The 17,086-nt window shown below is 68.2% G+C and carries 11 protein-coding genes; 1 reads left to right on the top strand and 10 read right to left on the bottom strand.

What is annotated here, in order from left to right; translation table 11 throughout:
- Positions 1-2: 2 nt before the first annotated feature.
- The 4 genes from IEY55_RS09620 to IEY55_RS09635 are packed head-to-tail and all read right to left on the bottom strand — an operon-like array spanning position 3 to position 3,812.
- Positions 3-965 (bottom strand): M56 family metallopeptidase, encoded by a 963-nt coding sequence (locus IEY55_RS09620; RefSeq protein WP_189056206.1) that lies wholly within the window; start codon positions 963-965, stop codon positions 3-5.
- A complete protein-coding gene (locus tag IEY55_RS09625) occupies positions 962-1,330 on the bottom strand; it encodes a BlaI/MecI/CopY family transcriptional regulator (protein WP_189056208.1) in 369 nt (122 codons plus the stop codon). Before IEY55_RS09625 ends, IEY55_RS09620 begins: the two co-directional genes overlap by 4 nt.
- 26 nt (positions 1,331-1,356) lie before the next feature.
- Positions 1,357-2,676 carry an MFS transporter gene (locus tag IEY55_RS09630; RefSeq protein WP_189056210.1) on the bottom strand — a complete coding sequence of 440 codons (1,320 nt, stop codon included), beginning with the start codon at positions 2,674-2,676 and terminating at the stop codon, positions 1,357-1,359.
- Positions 2,673-3,812 (bottom strand): PLP-dependent cysteine synthase family protein, encoded by a 1,140-nt coding sequence (locus IEY55_RS09635; protein ID WP_189056211.1) that lies wholly within the window; start codon positions 3,810-3,812, stop codon positions 2,673-2,675. The genes IEY55_RS09630 and IEY55_RS09635 overlap by 4 nt, the downstream gene beginning before the upstream one ends.
- A gap of 574 nt (positions 3,813-4,386) precedes the next feature.
- Between IEY55_RS09635 and IEY55_RS09640 the strand changes: the two genes are divergently transcribed.
- Positions 4,387-4,767, top strand: a complete 381-nt coding sequence (locus tag IEY55_RS09640; RefSeq protein ID WP_229686238.1) for a peptidase inhibitor family I36 protein — start codon at positions 4,387-4,389, stop codon at positions 4,765-4,767.
- 167 nt (positions 4,768-4,934) lie between these two features.
- Here the strand turns inward: IEY55_RS09640 and IEY55_RS09645 are convergent, their stop codons facing one another.
- The 6 genes from IEY55_RS09645 to IEY55_RS09670 all read right to left on the bottom strand — a co-directional run bounded on the left by IEY55_RS09645 (position 4,935) and on the right by IEY55_RS09670 (position 16,696).
- Positions 4,935-6,869, bottom strand: coding sequence for a TOMM precursor leader peptide-binding protein (locus IEY55_RS09645; RefSeq protein ID WP_189056215.1), 1,935 nt, complete (start codon positions 6,867-6,869; stop codon positions 4,935-4,937).
- A complete protein-coding gene (locus IEY55_RS09650) occupies positions 6,862-8,937 on the bottom strand; it encodes a hypothetical protein (protein ID WP_189056217.1) in 2,076 nt (691 codons plus the stop codon). The genes IEY55_RS09645 and IEY55_RS09650 overlap by 8 nt, the downstream gene beginning before the upstream one ends.
- A gap of 80 nt (positions 8,938-9,017) precedes the next feature.
- Positions 9,018-10,322 carry a GNAT family N-acetyltransferase gene (locus tag IEY55_RS09655; protein WP_229686219.1) on the bottom strand — a complete coding sequence of 435 codons (1,305 nt, stop codon included), beginning with the start codon at positions 10,320-10,322 and terminating at the stop codon, positions 9,018-9,020.
- 189 nt (positions 10,323-10,511) lie between these two features.
- On the bottom strand, positions 10,512-12,926 hold the full coding sequence (locus tag IEY55_RS09660; protein WP_189056221.1) for a lantibiotic dehydratase: 2,415 nt from the start codon (positions 12,924-12,926) through the stop codon (positions 10,512-10,514).
- Positions 12,905-13,132, bottom strand: coding sequence for a hypothetical protein (locus IEY55_RS09665; protein WP_189056223.1), 228 nt, complete (start codon positions 13,130-13,132; stop codon positions 12,905-12,907). The genes IEY55_RS09660 and IEY55_RS09665 overlap by 22 nt, the downstream gene beginning before the upstream one ends.
- Before the next feature lie 741 nt (positions 13,133-13,873).
- Positions 13,874-16,696 carry a helix-turn-helix transcriptional regulator gene (locus IEY55_RS09670; protein WP_189056225.1) on the bottom strand — a complete coding sequence of 941 codons (2,823 nt, stop codon included), beginning with the start codon at positions 16,694-16,696 and terminating at the stop codon, positions 13,874-13,876.
- Between the last annotated feature and the right edge of the window lie 390 nt (positions 16,697-17,086).

A 17,086-nucleotide genomic window follows, 5' to 3' on the forward strand; every position in this document is an offset into this window, starting at 1 on the left:
GGCTATGCCGTGCCCGGATCTGGGCAGACCACCAGGTGTATCCCGGCGGCCAGGATCAGGAAGACGGCGGCCGTGCAGTAAGGACCGAGACCGACCGTGAGCGAGTACAGCAAGGGCTGGCCGTGGGTCCGTAGCCAGGTCGACCACGGTTTGGGGGCCGTGAGCAGCCGGTGCAGGCGAGTGGTGATCGGGGCGCCGCCGGGGAATGCAGCCGGTTGGGTAGTGCGTTCGCCCGCCAGGGACAGCAGCGCGGCGGCCACGGTGCGGCGCCCGTGTTGTCGTGCCGCGGCCTCGTCCGCACGCATTTCCAGCAGGGCTGGCACGGTGGCCGCGCCCACCGCGAACAGCGGCAGCCGGAACGCGCGCGCCAGCCCCCTGGCGAGGTCGGTGGGAATGTGGTGGTACTCGGCGAGATGGGTGCGCTCGTGCACCAGGACCGCGGCCAGCTGTTCGGGTGGCAGCAGGCGCAGGGTGGCCCGCGTGAGCACTACCAACGGTGGCCGTCCGGGCACGGTGTAGGCGATCGCGGGACCCTCGTCGACGACCACGCACGCCAAGCTCGGGTTGGTGCGGCCCACCAACCTGACGGCCTCGGCGTGACGGCTCCGCCGCCGGCCCGTGTCGACCAGCGTCGTCGTCAGGCACCAGAGGAGACGGGTGGCCGCCGCGCAGGTCACCCCCACGCCGATTACGTGCATCGTCCAGTACGGACTGGACACCGTCTGCCGTAGGAACGGAATGCAGGCGGCGAAGAACTCCCTGAGCTCGTCGGGGATGAGCAGCTCGGGCCAGGCCAGGAGCAGCCCGCCCAGCATCCAGCACGACACCGCGGACACCTCGGCTACCAGCCACGTCACCATCCCCCACAGCGGTGGCCGCGCCGGCGCCGTGACCGGTTGGATGAGATGTTGCCCGCAGGAGGCCAGGGCCAAGCCGCACCCCAGGAGCACCAGCGCGATGATCACCGGCCGTGCTCCCGGCGAAGCTGGTTCAAGGCCCTGGTCAGTGCCCGGGACTCTTCGGCGCTGATGCGGTGCAGGAAGTGCGCGAAGGTCGTGCCGTGGTCCGTGCTCAGCACCAGGGCCTCGTGCATCAGGCGGGCGGCGTAGTCCTCACGGCTGTGAACGGGTTGGTAGACATAGGCTCTCCCCTCCCGGTGCCGCCGTAACCAACCCTTGCGGTGCAGGTTCTCCATCACGGTGGTCACCGTCGTGTAGGCGATCTCGCGCCGGGTACGCAGGTGCCGTTCGACCTCGCGCGCGGTGACCGGTCGACGCCAGGTCCACAGGCAATCCATGATCACCGCTTCGAGCTCGCCGAACCGTCGCATACCAACCTCCCGTGGCCTCGGCGTGTTCAGGTGGGTGAGGCGCGTCCACCGCTCGCCTGCCGAGCGGCATCACCGGGGATGGGCCGAGGTGTTCGGTCGGACCGGTGGTGCGGGCCGCGACGGTTTGGCGGGGTGTGGAACCGGGGCATGCCAGGGACGGTCAGGCTGGCCGCGCCGGCCACCAGCACCACGACCGTGGTGCCGACCAGCACGCTCTGCATGCCCCACGACGAGACCGCGATCGGGAGCAACACCAGGCCCAGCGGGCTCATCGAGTAGGACACCAGGAAGTCCAGCGAGGAGACCCTGGCACGCAACGCCGGATCGACCTCGCGTTGGACCGCACCGAACCACGGGACGTTGAACAGCTCCATCCCCACCCCGGCCACGAAGTAGGCGACCAGCACCGGCCACACCACCCAGGAGAACGCGAGGGCGAGCGGAATCCCGGCATACAGCGCCAGACCGATGACGGCGACGAGCCCCGGGCGCCTCGGGATCCAGCGTGTCATGACCGCGCCGCCGGTCAAGGCTCCGATCGAGTAGGTGGTCAGCGCGGCGGCGTAGACCACCTCGGTGCCGAACCGGTCGCGGCTGATCACCGGGAGCAGCACGAGCTGGGATGCCTCCCCGGCGCTGAGCACGACGACCAGCATCAGCAGGCCCGCGACGAACCAGCGGTGGCGACGAGCCTCGCGCACGCCGGACCGGAACTGGCCCAGGATCGACTCCGTGTCGTGGGGATGGGCCCGGCGGCTGGGGAGTCGCAGCACGGCGAGGGCGGCCAGACCCCACAACACCGTGGTCAACAGGAGCACCGTCCACGAACCGGTCCACAGCGTCATCGTGGTGGCCATGCCCGGGGCGAGGACGAGAGCGAGCCGGAAGCTGATCGTGGACAACGCATTGGCCGACTGTCGCTGTGGCTCGGGTACCACGTCGCCGACCATGGCTTGGTAGGAGGGGCGGAACACCCCCTCCCCCGCGCCAGCCAACAACACACAGCCCGCGGCCGCCCATCCAGGTCCGAGGAGCGCAATCGGCAGCATCGCGGCGGCAGCCGCTCGCACCAGGCAGGCCAGCGTCATCGCGCCGGGGCGGGACCACCGGTCGGCGATCATGCCGCCCGGGACGGTGGCGACCACGAACCCCAGGGTCTTGGCGGCCAGCACCACGCCGAGCGCGCCCGCCCCTTCCCCACGGTGCACCAACGCCAACGTCACCGCGGCGGGCAGCAGCGACACCGCCCAGGCATCCGCGGTGTGTGACAGCCACAGCGGGCCGAAGCCCGGGACCGACCAGGCGCCGGACCGGGCTTCGCGCCCCCGTGGCTGGCCGGTCCTCACCACCGCGGACGGCCGGCGGCAGTGGCGCACCGCCCGTTGGGTGAGCCAAGCTCCGCGGCCAGTTCGGGGCGGTAATTCGCCGTGTCCACGGGGTGGTTGCTGTAGGGCCGCAGGCGATCCACTCGCCGGTGTAGTTCGACCGTGGACGTCGTCACGCTCAGCCCGTGTGAGGTCAGCCAGCCGTCGTCGTAGATCGTCTGCAGGTACCGTTCGCCGCTGTCGGCGGCGACCAGGGCAACGCAGTGGTCCGGACCGTAGTGCCGGGCCAGTCGCAGGGCCACGCACAGCGCCGCCCCGGTCGAGCCCCCGACCAGGATGCCTTCGTGTCGTGCCAGGACCCGGCAGCCCAGGAACGCATCCTCGTCGGCGACCTTGTACACCGAGTCCAGGCGCGCCAGGTCATCGAGGTTGATGGGGGTCCAGCCCAGGCCGACGCCCGGGATCAGGTAGGGGCCCGAAGTTCCGCCGAAGATGGTCGACCCGATGGCGTCGACCCCCACCACGTGCACCTGTGGTGCGTGCTCGCGCAGGTAGCGGGAGACCCCACCGAGCTGGCCGCCCGTGCTCACCGTCAGGACCACGGCGGCCAGCTCGGGGCCGGCCTGGTCGACCAGCTCGACGGCCGTACCGCGGTAGTGGGCGCGCGCGTTGAGGGGGTTGAAGCACTGGTCCGGTCGGAAGGATCCCTCGATCTCCCGGTGCAGCTTGTTGGCCAGGGCGATGCGGGTCTTGTGGTAGGAGCCGGTGTCGTCCTGCTCGTCGACCACGATCACCTCCGCGCCGAACGTCCGCAGCATTGCCAGGTTCGTCGCCGTCGTCTTGGGATCGACGATGATGATCACCCGGTATCCCCGGGCGGCGCCGATCATGGCCAGCGATATTCCGAAGTTCCCCGACGAGGACTCGATGATCGTTCCCCCGGGGCCCAACCGGCCGTCCTCCTCCGCCTGCCGCACGATGTGCCAGGCGGGACGGTCCTTGATGCTTCCGCCGGGGTTGCTTCGTTCAAGTTTGACCAGAACGGGCGCGTCATGCGCCCCGGTCAGCCGTTGTAGACGGACCATGGGCGACGTGCCGATGGTGTCCAGAATATGACGAGAGTTGGTACCGGGACGAGGGCTCTGTCGGTCATTCATACGAGCTCCAACCGTGTGCAACTGGAGCGGCGACCTGCGCGGCAGGATAGTACGAACCTGCTTAGTACGAGGGATCTTCGTCGTCACTTCGATCCCTGGTTCACGCCTCGTCGTAACCACATGGCATGCTTATGACGTCCTCATATGGGGAGAACAGGAGCAGTGCAGCTTCTCCGCTCAGGGCAGTCGTTCCCTCCATTCGGCCAGTACCGCTCGGCTCGCGCGGGAACCCCGCCGGGACGTCTACGCCCCAAGAGTCTCCCCAGCTCCCAGGCGGGATCCCGCCGATCGCCGCAGCGGGACCAGCTCTTGGGCGCGAGCGCGCATCCCAACCGGTTCACCGTTTCGCGACACCGGTGAATCGGCAAGAGAAACAGTCACCGGCGACAAGTAGGCGAACATCAACAACGCAATAAAACCCGAAGATCAATGCCTCTCGAACGGAATCGACACTCGTGACCCATCGCCAAAATTAACTCTTGTGGGCGCCGCATCATCGGCAGTAACCTGATCCGGCTGCACGCCCATTTTATCCTCGATGATCATTTTGCCACGATACGATGAGGTGACCTCGATGCACTTCGCCAAGAAGTGGAAAACGGTGGTGGTTGCGGCCCTCGCGCTCGCACCCCTCACCGTCGGCACCGGAGCGCAGGCCGACACCACCGGCCCGACATCGGCACCACACGAATGCACCAGGGAGCACATCTGTTTCTGGAAGTACCCGGACTTCCGGGGTCGAAGCGTGGAACTGCACCCGGGCCGGGTGGGCCGGTGCCAGTCGGTGGATCTTCACGCCCGTTCCGTCTGGAACAACTCCCGCCACGCGATCAGGATGTACGTGGACCACCACTGCCGGCGACCGGTGTACCACCCGCCGTACGGGGACGTTCATCCCTACAGTCAGATCGCCAAGGTCAAGCCCTCGGTAGGAAGCTTCCGACACGTCCACTAGTGCCCGCCGTCCCCTCGGCGGCGAGCCACACCGAAGATCCTGCCTGCCGTCAGGGTGTCGGCCCCGCTGAGTTGGCCCCTGACGGCAGCGCGTCGCCCGGAACGTGTCGGTCTGCGGCTTCTCGCCGCCGTTGAAACGGGGTTCCCGCTACGCCAGACTGCCCTCGGTCAGCCGAACGGATGGGGATGAGGGTTGAGATCGTCGGGACCCAGCATGCGGTCGCACCGGCCGAGCCAGAACGGGACCGAATACAGTCGCGGAAGGCCCCCGGTTCGACGGTAAGCGTGCCCGAAGGTCATCGGTAGCGCGCCGGGAACGATCACCTTGACGCAGACGAGTCCGGCCCAGCGCAGCTCGGGCGTGGTCTGCTCAACCACGATGACATCGAGGTCGTGCCGCAGGAACCGGCCGAGCAGCTCGTCCAGGTCCGCACGCAGATCCGTGTGTTGCGGCCACGTCCACGCCTCGGTGCGCGCCGGCCAGTCTCCCGCTTCCTCCTGGCCCAGGACGAAGGCGAAGCGGTCGACGGTCTCGGGATGGGCGTAGAGCGTGAGGTGGTCCTCCAGCTCTGCCACCAGGAAGGGATCCTCGATCATCCGCGCCGCGCGGGACCGGGTCCTACTGCTGTCCCATCCCCCGGTCCAGTCGATCAACCCCGCTAGCTCACGAAGAGCGCTCTTCACCGCCTTGCGGGGACACGGGTGTGCTCCGGCGGACGACAGCGTCGCCGGGTGAACCGGGTGCGATGTCTCGTCCACCGCCAGCGCCCAGAACGAGGGCACGCCGATCTCGGTCGTGATGTCGAACAGCTGGATCCGATAGCCGGAGCGCCACAGCATCCGTTCGGTCATGAACCGGACCTCCTGGTCCGGGATCGCCTGCAGCGCCAGGCGCTCCGCGCGCGCCCGGGCGTACCAGGTCAGCAGGAACGCGTCCCGCTCAGCGACCTCCACCAGGCCGTGGAAGATGGCCTCCTCCAGGCAACTCCCGACCGCGCAGCCGTTCGACGTCTCGCGCACGAGGGATACGCCGGTGCTCGGCTGCTGGTAGGCGATGCACTCCGGCACGAGAAGGGGCCGCTGCTCGCCCAACGAGTATCCCCACACCCAGCCGAGGGGGAGGTCCTCGTCGAACCACGGGTAGGAAAAGCCTTCCCTGCCATACTGGTCCTCGGAGTAGAGCCCGAGGCGCCGCGGATCCAGCGCGTCGTCGCCCAGCTCGCGGTAGCACCCCTGCACCGTGGGTTGTCCCTGCCGTGTCTGCGCACCCGCGAGGCGCTCCAACATCTCCAGCACTGCCAGTGCTCTGGCGGTCCGATGGTCACTGGCCTGCCCGTAACTGGGGATGGACGTCGCGGTGCCCGGGAGAATGCTGACGGCCGACGCCGCGGGGAACAGGCCGGTGGTATGGGAGCTAAGCCTGGAGACGATGCCGATCTCCGTCTCCACGTAAGGCTGCTCCACGAGCGTGTCCAGGGCTCTGCCGCCCGTCGAGCGGAACTCGCGGGCGTCAGGCTTCCGTCGCGGATGCAGCTCGATTCGTCGTGGTTCGGGGTGGTCGGGAGGTGCCGGGCCACAGAGCGGACAGGTGGGCAGGGGAAGGAAGCCGCGCTCGTGGACCTGGAGTGTCTGCTCGTTGAGCTCGATGATCGATCGCTGCTCGTACCCTCCGCCGGCAACGATGTCCAGGGCGCGGGGCAGGACATGGCCCAGGACTGCATCGAGATAGGGAGGTGAGAAGGTGGCCTCAGGTGGCGTGGTGTACGCCCTTCCCAGGGGCAGGGCGGGCCTTCTGCGGGACCGGGCACACCAGGGACAGCCCTGTGCGCTCGCCGTCATGACAGGTCCGAGCGTGATGCCGCGGTCGAAACACACCGGCAGCCACCGCACCGGTGTGGTGTGCAACCGCTGTTGAAGCTGCCGCAGCTGATCACCGTCCCACCTGGGTTGGGCGACCACCACATCGCCGCAGCCAGGCTCCGCGTCGATCTCGTTGATCGATCGCCGGAGGTGCGTCTCCCACCGGTCTTCGAGGTGCCGGAGCGCACCGACCAACAGCCGCTCGGGGTCGATGAGCTGCACGTGTCTGCGACCCTCACTCATCGACCAATACCACCCTGACGAGGAACGGATGGATCCGGGCAAGGAAGGGATCGTGGTCGAGGGGAACGACCACCGGGTGCATCCGTCGCCGACGCAACGCCTCGAGCATCTCCCCCGTGGAGGTCACCGAGGTCAGGTGCTTCTCTCCCCGACCGGCAATCCGGTCGCGCAACCACCCGGCTCCATAGGCGGAAAACTCGTCCTCGACCAACTCCACCCCCGCGCGGGGATGGTCACTGAGCTGCAGGCGCAGCAGGGTCCTCTCGATCCCCTCGCGAAGGGCCGCCTGCAGCGAGCGCGCCGCTGCGGGAACAGCACCGACCGTGGGGGTCGCGACAACGACTGCGGGAACCGGGAGCGATCCGGCGAGCTGAAAGATCTCGACTTCCTCCCCGGTGATCTCCAGCAGCCTGCAATAGTAACGCCCGACCTCATCGAGATCGATCTCACCAAAACTCAATGGTACCGCAACGGTGGCGTCCGAGCGGAGCGTCTGCAACGCACACTGGTCAAGGAGTCCCTGTTCCACCGCGGCGGCAAAGTTGTGTCCTGATGCGACCCCTGCCGGGATCACACCGAGGTCGTGCGAGAGCAGCTGTGGGAAGACCGCACCGGCACTTATCGAGAGGGGCTGCTCCACAAGAAGGGAGAGCGCCCACAACCGTCCGTCCGCCCAGTCCTTCGGTCGTGAACCCGCATGCCAAGACCAGCTCTGCCCAGGACGAAGCCGCCGCGGATCCACCGCAAGGGAGCTGTAGATGCGGCAGGCGGCGCGTACGGCACTGGTGCGCGCCTGGGGAAAGTCCGCTCCCCCGGCTTGCACCACCAGAGGTAGTGACCGGCGCCGGAAACCACCCAACGGATCCGACACGACCACCTCGGCGACGTCGATCGGAAGCTGTGGCCCCTCGGCCGGGTGCACCGCACGAAGTAAACCCAGCTCCTCATCGATGGAGGGGCGCAGTCGCTCATAGATCTGCCGCTCATCGATTGTGTCGCGAGACCTCAAGGCGCGGCAGTGAAGAACGATCCCTGCTGCGGTATCGGGAGTGACGGGAAGCGCATGGGGATGTGGCACGGCAACACGTCCACGGAGCTGCAGGGTGTCGAGGTGAAGCTGTTGCACGGCCGGTCGCTCGTGGTCCTCGATTCCGGTGAGGTACCGAAAACCGCGGAACATCAGGTGCGCGGCCACCGCGTTCCGTGTCGCCGCTGGGTGCGTCATCTCGTCAGGATGCGGGGGTTTCCGGTGTCGTGTGCTTCGATAACGTGTCCAGAACGCCTCCCAGCGGGTCTCGGGTCTGCCCGGAGTGCCCACCGGCCCGATCCAGGCGTCGCGGTCGGTCACCAGGGCGGGGATGAGTGGGATCTTCACCTGATCGCAGAGCTGGTCCAGTGCGCGCATGAGGTCTTCCCCGCGAGGTTCCGACAGGTGCAACACCATGGAGGCGTCTGCGATCAGGTCGTGCAGGGCACCGCCGGCGTACTCGGCCAGATGCGTCACCTGCACCGAAGAAGCGACTTCCGGCGGCAGTTCCTCGAGTCCCTGGGTGACGAACGCATCATGGTGCGTGGCGACCGGGGGAAGCACAACGGCACGGACCCGCAACACCCCGCTGGCAACGGCGAGTCGCACCATTGTGGCGACAGCAGGTGCGTGACCGATCACCACAAGCAACGAGTGCCGGTACTGCTGAAAACGACGTTCGGCGGAGTCCCGGCAGGCGGCGATCAACGTGATTTCGCTGGCGAACTGGGACAGCTCCGCCCTGGTCAGTGAATGTGGCCCGGCTGTCTCGAGTCCGCTCAGCAGGCCGTGTTTGCCCAGGACCGTGATGAGCTTGATGACCTGGCTGTGGTGGTCCTGGTCGATGTCTTCCAGCAACTCGGCGAGGGTTCGCCTGCCGTCCAGCTGGGAGGACAGCCAGGTGATGGCGCGGTAGGCGGACTCGCCACGTACCGTGACCCGCTGGCCGCCGCCTCCCGTGAGGACCACGCCCTCGGGTGTGCGTATGAGCTGCACGCCAGGTCGCACCATCAAGCGCAGCTGGTCCGGTGGTGCTGCCATGGCTTCCTCCCGGCGATGTACCCGGCCTCGGAGCGGCACCGAGTCCCCGGTGTCCACGTCCCGTCCGTCCGCTTGTTGGGTCAGAAGTGGAACGAGCACCAGGGAGAGACCGGCGAGCTGAACGCGATACCGGCCACCGCGGCTGCTCCCCTACGGTGTTCCCGAACCCGGCCGGCGCCGAGGAGTTCCTCGGCGGAGGTTCCGCCCAGATAGAGCGCACCCAGGTCGGCTGCGGACAGCGAGAGGTCGACCGGTGCCGAAGTGCGGTGGCAGATTGCGTCGGTGGGCCCGCCGGACAACCGCCACCGGCCGGTGTTCCACGGACATGTGGAGTCGGTGACGTCGAGGACCAGGTCGATGCCGGTCCGATACCCGCGTGCCGCCAGCGCACGACCAACGTCGACCAGCCGAAGATGAAGACCATCGACGATGGTGGGTTGCGGCGTCCTGGGATCGGCCAGGAAGTGCAATAGTGGGTCGTCCATCGGGAGGGTGCACACCGTGGCCTCCCTGCCGTGGCCCAGAAGATGGCGCCACAGGGCGAGAGCAGCGGCCGGGTCGGCGGCGTGCGTCTCGAGAACGGTCATGCCGCCGGGAGCGCTGCCGCCGTTGTGGCCGGTTTCCATTCGGTAGCGGGCGAAGGCGCGCGTCTTCTGGCTGTCGTCAATCAACAAGCAGCGGATCACGCTGTCGGATGCGGTGCCGGGTGCCTCGGGCACCGCCAGCGCGGAAAGGGCGCCTGGGCGCACCAGCATCCCGGGCCGGCTCGGTACCAACTGTGCGTAAAGTTGCTCGGCCGGCTCCCAAAGTTGGGCAGCCGTGCCCTCCCGGCACCGCAGTGCGGGATCGTGCACCGCTTCGGACAGGACCGCATCCGGCGGGATCCTCATGTGCAGGTGTCGTGTGGCTAGTCCGTAGCCGAAACGCCGGTAGGCAGTGGGCTTCTTCGAGTACAGAATGGAGACTGCTTCCCCACCCGCTGATCCCACGGGCTCGTGCCATTGCTGGTGCAGGTCGGCGAGGTGCCGCTGCAGGAGCATCGTGAACAGTCCACGGCCACGGTGTTCGGGCGCGACGGCAACCCACGTCAGCCCGGCCGCGGGGAGAGTGTTTCCCCCGGGAAGGGACAGTCGAAGCGAGTACGTCTCGATCTTGCCGGCCAGCACCCACTCTGGGCCTTGCCTGACGTCGACCACCAGCACGCGGTCAGGCGCGAAGAGTGTGGCGGCCACCGCCCGGACGTAGTCCGGGAACTCCTGACCGAACGCGCGCACATTCAACTCGAACAGTGCGGGGAAGTCGTCGCGGACCGCGCGGCGTATCCGGATGTCGGTGAGATCGGGGAGCGTGATCTCTGTGTTGTCGATCAGGTTGAGCTCCATCATTCGTCTCCTCGGGCTTCACCGACGGCCGCATCTCGATACGGCACGGAAAACCACGTCCGTGGGGACGTAGTGGTCTGGAAGCGGGTAACGGCAGGGCGAACCACGCGTTGAAGCAGATCCGCGATCTCCTCAAGACTTGCCACCTGGACCCGGTGGTACAGGCGCGCCGGTCGCGGTGGCCCCATCCAGTCATCGCAGGTGTTCCTCACCATGACGGAGGAGAACGGTGAACTCGGTGGCCAGCGCATCTCCGTTGGCGTCGCAGAACCAGTACTCGTGCCGTGCCGGGAGCGCCTCCACGATCTCGACGTGTGGCGCTGCCGGATCGATCTGTCGCAGTGCCGAATGCAGGACATGCGGGTGATCGATACTGACCCACTGGGGTGTGATCGTCCTGTCCGCCGCCGGACACACCTCCTCGAGGAAGAATTCCCTGGGGAGGCCATGGTCCCGACGCCACTGCTCAGCCTCGGCAAGAAAGCCAACCGGGTCGGGTCTTGTGCCCGGCTGCGGAACCAGGCCCCGGCACAGCTCCCACCGGGCTCTGCGCCACACGACCCGCCCGCGCTGAACTCGCGGCTGGTACGTCATTTCGCCCCGCGGCGGCGCGAGATCGGCACTCCACCGTGCCGGGAGGGTCATCCACGGCGCTGACAACAGGCACAGGAGCTGGTCGATGCCGCCCAGGAGATGCGGTGCGACGGAGCCGGTGTAGGCGAACGCGGCGGACCCGGTGGAATCGTGCACCTGCAGTGTGCCGCTGTGCGGGTCGTGGATGAGGGAGAAGTGTCGGAGGTCGACCGTGTCCGTGGCGGCGTCACAGAGCCCGGGGCCCCACGCCGCGCGAGGCAGCGACCGCAGGGTAGGACGCTGGACCGTCACCCAGTCGGCCTGTGCGGACACCTGGTACACCCGGCATCCGGGGTGTTGGTCCGCCAGCCACCGTTCGATCGAGGTGGCGAGGTGGTCGTGCAGTGCCGGGACGGCGGCCCAGCGTGCCATCGGGCCAACCAGCCCGTCCCGGATGTCGTTGAGGACCAGGAGATACTTCCCCTGTTGCAGGGAGTCCGGGGTTTCCGCGGCGATCTGGAAGGACACGGTGCTCGCGGCGGGGCCGACCGTCCGGTGTCCACGCAGGGCCTCGACGCTCGGCACGGAGGTGGCAGGACGGGAGAACTCCCGCCGCATGGCCTGTGGATCGGTGTTCTCCAGGAAGCTGTAGCAGAAATCGAGAAGATCGGGAGCGCGACCACCGCGCCCGTGCAATGCGACGAAGTGGTCGACGAGCCTGTCATACAGGGCACGTCGACGTGTCTTGCTGGTCAACTCCGTCGAGACGTTGCGCAGCTCGGCGTGCACGGAGGTGGGCAGCTGCGGGGTGCGATCGGCGCCATGCGCAACGACCTCGTCGAACAGTGGTACACCGGTCAGCCAGTCCGGGGGACGATGCCCCAGCGCACGGAAACCACGCGCGAGGGTGGCACGGAACAACTCGACGTCGGCAGCACGTCGCCGCGGGTCGGTTGCACCGCCGATACCGGCCTCGAGATCGGCCAGGGCCTCCACGGTGTCCTTCACGGTTGACGGACTGTCGTTACTCGCCCCCTGGTCGCTGGACGCGTGGTCGCGGAAGGCTGGGAAGTGTGTCTCGTCGGCCAGTGCCCACGGAGTGACAGGGAGTACCAAGCCCTCACTGAGCAGTCGCCGGGCACTCCGCCAGCTCAGCCCGAGATCCACCGCCCGGGACAGGGGGAACGGATCGGCGGGCAGAACCTGGAGCACCCACTTGGCAAGGCTGCAGTCGATCAGCTCGTCCTCGCGGAAGAATTCCGTGTGGGCGAACCCATACCGCCCCACAACGCCACGAAGCCGGTTCCCCTTGGCCCGCAAGCTCGGGTTCCGCCGCACCAGCAGTGTTGTCGGCCCGTCGGAATGTTCGGCCCACACCCGCAGCAGTTCCATCGCCGCGGGCCGTGCCGAGGACACCGTCCTGTCGGCACCGTACGGTGGAGGTACCGAGGCGTCTGACGATGCGGGCAAGGCCGCAACCCCGAGGGTGGTCAAGGAACTGAACGGGCTGGTCTTCCGCGCGATACGTGCGAGGTAGCCGGCAGCCGTGTGGGCCAGGCGAGTGCCCCACCGAAGTGGCTGGCCGGGGTCATGGTCCAGTAGGAGGGTCGTGAACGTGGGGCTGGCCAGGGCCAAGCCGAGGGCGATTCGGGGTTGGCGTAGCCGGTCCAGCATCGTCCTCGCTGCGCTACGGAGCTCGGTCTCGGCCACGCGCCGGGCCTCACCGAGGTGGTCCTGGTAGTCCTGCATCGCGTCGCTCCACCGCTGCAGGCGCAGCCCGGCCGCGTCGTCGAGGTCCCGGCGCAACCGGTCATGGAGGTCCTGGCTGGCGTCCGCGGCCAGTTGTTGCGCGGTGTGGAGGTGGTCCAGGGCGCTCCGCACGTGCCGCAGGGTCTGGCTGGCAGCCAGGGAGTCGAGCGCACGAACGGGCAGGCCGCAGCAGCGCACGATGGCCACGGAGGAGGCCAGGTGCCTCGTCGTGGTGTCACGGGAAGGTGCAGATGCCGTCGTGGTCATCGCAGGCGCCACGTCCACGCTTCGTCCTCCGAGATCACATCGGTGGCTGCGAGGTGGGAGACGAGCAGGGAAATCCGGTATGGCCACCCGCAAGCGGACTCCGGGGAGCGTTTGACGAAGCGTTCCGGGTCAACGGCGTGGGTGTGCGTGAACCTGGCGCCCGGCGCGGGCAGGGTGATACGGCCGGCGCCGGCCGGGGCCGCCTCGCGGGCGCGAGCTCGCATGATGGGGTTTCTCCTCAGCCTGGCTTTCTCCACGGCCTGACCGACCGAATCCGCATCGACGCTAGAGCGGCGAATGCTTTTCGACAAGGCCTTCCGACTATCGGTGACGTTCTTCACGGGATATCGACAGGAGTCGAAGATCGAGAGGTCACGAGAATGCCTCTGATATGACCATCGCGAATGGTGTCCCGGGTACCCACCTCCGTCACGTGGCGGATTACCTGCCGGTAGGAATTGGCAGCGACAAGGCCATTTGCCGAGACATCTGTACAGGTCAGACGGGATGTACCAGGCGACACCGGGCGCTTCCCCACCCGTTGCGGACGATGCCGCCTCCTTGCTGGTAAGCATTGCCTCAGCTACTGTTCCGTGGTGGCCTCCCGTGGGACGTTGTGCCACCTGGGCAGGTGAATAATCGACATGAGCTGCCGTTGTCCGGATGAGCTGCCGTTATCCGGGCGGTATCGGATGCCATGAGCCGATTGGCCGACAACAATTGTTGGGTGTCGTCGACTGGTCGCCACACGGCGTATGCGCTCGCCCGCCTCCGTGACCTTTGTCCAACACCGGCGGGCAACTCTGGTTGCCGCGCAGGACCGCGAACCCGGGCCATGAGCCGAGAAGGGACTCGCTGCTGTCCCAGAAGGACCGGGCGTACTACCGGCCCTCCCGTGGTGCGGCGCTCCCACGCGACCGGCAACCGTGGCCCGCAGTTGCTTGCGGCACGGCGACTCCGGCGGGTCAGGTGCGACGCCGGCGGCGTTGGGTGAAGGCAGCGGCCAACTCGACGCGGGATTTCAGGCCGAGCTTGGCCAGGATGTTGGAGACGTGGGTCTGCACGGTGCGGCGGGAGACGAACAGCCGGGCGGCGACGGCCGGGTTGGACAGTCCCTGGGCCACCAGGTCGGCCACCTGTGACTCGGCTGGGGTGAGACTGTCCCAGCCGGTTGCGGCACGTCGTCGCCCCTCGCGTGCACCGCGATGGACGCCCAGGGTGCGCAACCTGGCCGCGGCGCGAACGGTGTTCCAGGAGGCGCCGAGCCGGGCGTAGCTGTCCATGGCGGTGTCCAGTGCCTGCTTGGCCTCGGTGTGGCGGCCGGCCGCGGCCAGCACGGCGGCTAGATCCTCCTGGTAGTGCGCGCGGAACAGCACCCAGGGGATCCGCTCGTAGGCATGGGCGGCGCTGCGCAACAGATCCGGTGCCTGCTCGAGGAGCCCGCGGCAGTGCCGCGCGGCGGCGAGTGTGCCCGGTGCTGCGCCGCCGTCCGCCATGCGCGCCTCCACCTCCAGGGTGAGCTCCTCGGCCAGGTCGCGACGTCCGGCGGCCAGAGCCAGGCCCACCGCGCCGGGTGCCAGCCACACCTGTTGCCGGCGCAGGGCCGGTGGTTGTGTCCGGAGCCAGTCGATGTAGCGCTGGATGCCTTGGCCGGGCTTGTGGTTCGCCTGGTCGTAAAGGCGTTGTGCCCAGGGGAGGAGGAACTCGAAGAACGTCGCGGCCGAGGATGTGGGGACCGCGTGCTCGGCCGCGGTGAGGTGCGTCCTCGCGGTCGTGCTGTCCTGGCGGTGAATGGCGATGACGGCCGCCAGTCCGTGCAAAGCACGGGTCATCCAGCTGGTAGGCAGGTCGAGCCCGACCTGGATCTCGTCGCGGGCGGCGTCCCAGTGTCCGGTGGCGAACAGCAGGAAGGCCCGGGCGAAGCGGCAGTCCGGTAGTCGGCTCGGCCAACGGTCCTCCGCGATCGTGTGGGCCTGCGCGATCGCCTGTTCGGCCTCGTTGGGTTGGAGCAGATCCAGCAGGCAGTAGGCGCGGACGAGGTGGAGCGCGATGAGCTTGTCCCCGGCGACGTCGGCGCCTTGGACGTAGTGGAAGGCACGCTCGACGAGGTCGAGCGCGGTGGCCGGGTCTCCCCGATGGTGGTGGATGGCCGCCAGTGTCGTGTGGGCGGTCATCAGCGCATCGACCTCGCCGAGCGGGGCGGCCGAGGCCATGGCCTGGCGGGCCAGGTTCTCGGCGTCTGTCATCTCGCCCATGGTGAACAGGGCCATTGATCCGAAGGCTTCGAACCGGGCGGTGTCACCGGGTGCGAGCGCGAGGTGCTCGAGCGCGTGCATCGCGGTCCCGGCCGCCAGATCGGGACGGCCGCGTGCAAAGCAGGCGCCGGCCAGGACCCAGCGCGCGCTGATCTGGGTGGCTGGGTCTGGGTGGCGGGCCAGGGCCTGTTGGGCGTGGTGTTCGGCCTCGTCGGCCCGACCGGCCTGCAGCAGGGCGTCGGCCAGGTGGACCCGCAGGGACCCGAGCCGGGCATCGGTGGGGGTGGCCAGCCGGACCGCCCGCTCCAGCAGCGTGATCGCCGTGTCGGGCAGGCGGGCGATCAGCGCGGTGGCGTGGTCGTACAGCCAGGCCAGCAGTCGGGGGCTGCCCGAGGGGGTGCCCGCGACCAAGTGCTCGACCACGCGCTCCAAGGGGGCGCCGGCCGCTCCGAGGGCGAGCCCGGCCTCCAGGTGCATCGCCGCCCGGATCTCCGCGGGCAGTCCCTGGTAGAGGCCCTGCCGGACAAGGTCGAGGGTGAAAGTCAGCCGGCCGTCGCGCTCGGTGAGAACGCCGGCGTCGATGGCGCCGAACATGGTGCGGACGACGTCGGTGGGGGTACGGCCGGTGAGGGCGGCGAGGTCCTCGGCCGTGGCGTTGGATCCCAGCAGGGCCGCAGCGCGCAGCACCTGGAGGGTGTCGACCGGCAGCAGGTCCAGCCGGCGCAGGACGGTTTCCCGCACTAATTCCGGGAGGTGTTCGGAGGCCACGTCGGCGACCTCGTCGGTGAGCTGGAGACCGTCGTGGCGGAGTTGGTCGATCAGCTCGCGAATGTGCCGCGGGTTGCCGCCGCACGCCTCCAGCAGGCCGGACAGTCGTGGGCCCGGCCGGGTTTCCAACAACTGCGCGGCCAGTTCCCGGGTCGCGGTGCCGTCCAGGGGCGGCAGGGACAGCACGGTGGCGCCGTGGTCGAGGACGCTGCGGCGCAACGGTCCCAGCAGGCTGGAACGCGTTGTCGGGCGGGACGCGGTGACCAGCAGGAGGGGCAGCCGGTGCAGGGTCTTGCCCAGGTGGTGGAGGACCTGCATGGTCGCCTGGTCGACCCAGTGCAGGTTGTCGACGATCATCAGCGCGGCGTGGTTGGTGCACAGCGTGTTCACCAGCGCCAGGATCGGCTCGATGAGGTGCAGGTGACCGGGCCCGGCGAGGCCGGCGGTGCTCAGTTCTTTCCGCATCTGGTGGGCCAGGGCGGCGCGCCGCGCGTCGGTCGAGGTCGGTGTCAGGTCGAGGCAGGACGCTGCGGCGGCGAAGGGCAGGTCGCGTTCCATCTCTTCGGCGGCACCGGAGAACACCTGCAGGCCCTGGTGGTCGGCGTCGTCGGCGAGGACCTCCAACAGCATGGTCTTGCCGATGCCGGGTTCTCCTTCCACCAGCACGGCATGCCCGGTGCCTGCGGCGGCGGTACTGAGTAGCTGGCGCAGGTGCTGCAGCTCGGTGGTCCGACCGAGTAGCGGGGCGGGGGTGAGGCGGGTCATGGCGTCACCGGCGGGGTGGGAATGGAGTGGAACGGATCGCCGACTTCGCTTCGCGGGCCGGGCCGCACCGACTCGGGCGGGAACAATATGAACTCCTGATAAGTGAGTGCACCTATTTGAAAATCTGATAGATTCACACCAGAGAACCTGGTACAAGAAACCCAGGCAGCGAAACTCTGATACCACTCCCAAGCCATGCCAACCAACCTCGCACCTGCGCGTCTCGTCGCGCGACGGGAAATCGGCCACCAGTCTATCAATACCGGACTGACCGCCCGGTCACGAAACATGTTCATCGGCCGTATATCGATGTTGCGTCCCCCGAGCAAGGCCCCGGCTAGAGATGAACGAGCTCGCCATCGTTGTCGGCTCCGCACGTCGAGAGTTCAC

The organism is Longimycelium tulufanense (genome assembly GCF_014645795.1).
Lineage (GTDB): Bacteria > Actinomycetota > Actinomycetes > Mycobacteriales > Pseudonocardiaceae > Longimycelium > Longimycelium tulufanense.

Excerpts from the sequence above, each read along its gene's own strand:
- IEY55_RS09645 (WP_189056215.1), bottom strand. The coding sequence starts at position 6,869 with ATGAGTGAGGGTCGCAGACACGTGCAGCTCATCGACCCCGAGCGGCTG.
- IEY55_RS09650 (WP_189056217.1), bottom strand. The coding sequence starts at position 8,937 with ATGGCAGCACCACCGGACCAGCTGCGCTTGATGGTGCGACCTGGCGTG.
- IEY55_RS09635 (WP_189056211.1), bottom strand. The coding sequence starts at position 3,812 with ATGAATGACCGACAGAGCCCTCGTCCCGGTACCAACTCTCGTCATATT.
- IEY55_RS09670 (WP_189056225.1), bottom strand. The coding sequence starts at position 16,696 with ATGACCCGCCTCACCCCCGCCCCGCTACTCGGTCGGACCACCGAGCTG.
- IEY55_RS09665 (WP_189056223.1), bottom strand. The coding sequence starts at position 13,132 with ATGCGAGCTCGCGCCCGCGAGGCGGCCCCGGCCGGCGCCGGCCGTATC.
- IEY55_RS09640 (WP_229686238.1), top strand. The coding sequence starts at position 4,387 with ATGCACTTCGCCAAGAAGTGGAAAACGGTGGTGGTTGCGGCCCTCGCG.
- IEY55_RS09625 (WP_189056208.1), bottom strand. The coding sequence starts at position 1,330 with ATGCGACGGTTCGGCGAGCTCGAAGCGGTGATCATGGATTGCCTGTGG.
- IEY55_RS09655 (WP_229686219.1), bottom strand. The coding sequence starts at position 10,322 with ATGATGGAGCTCAACCTGATCGACAACACAGAGATCACGCTCCCCGAT.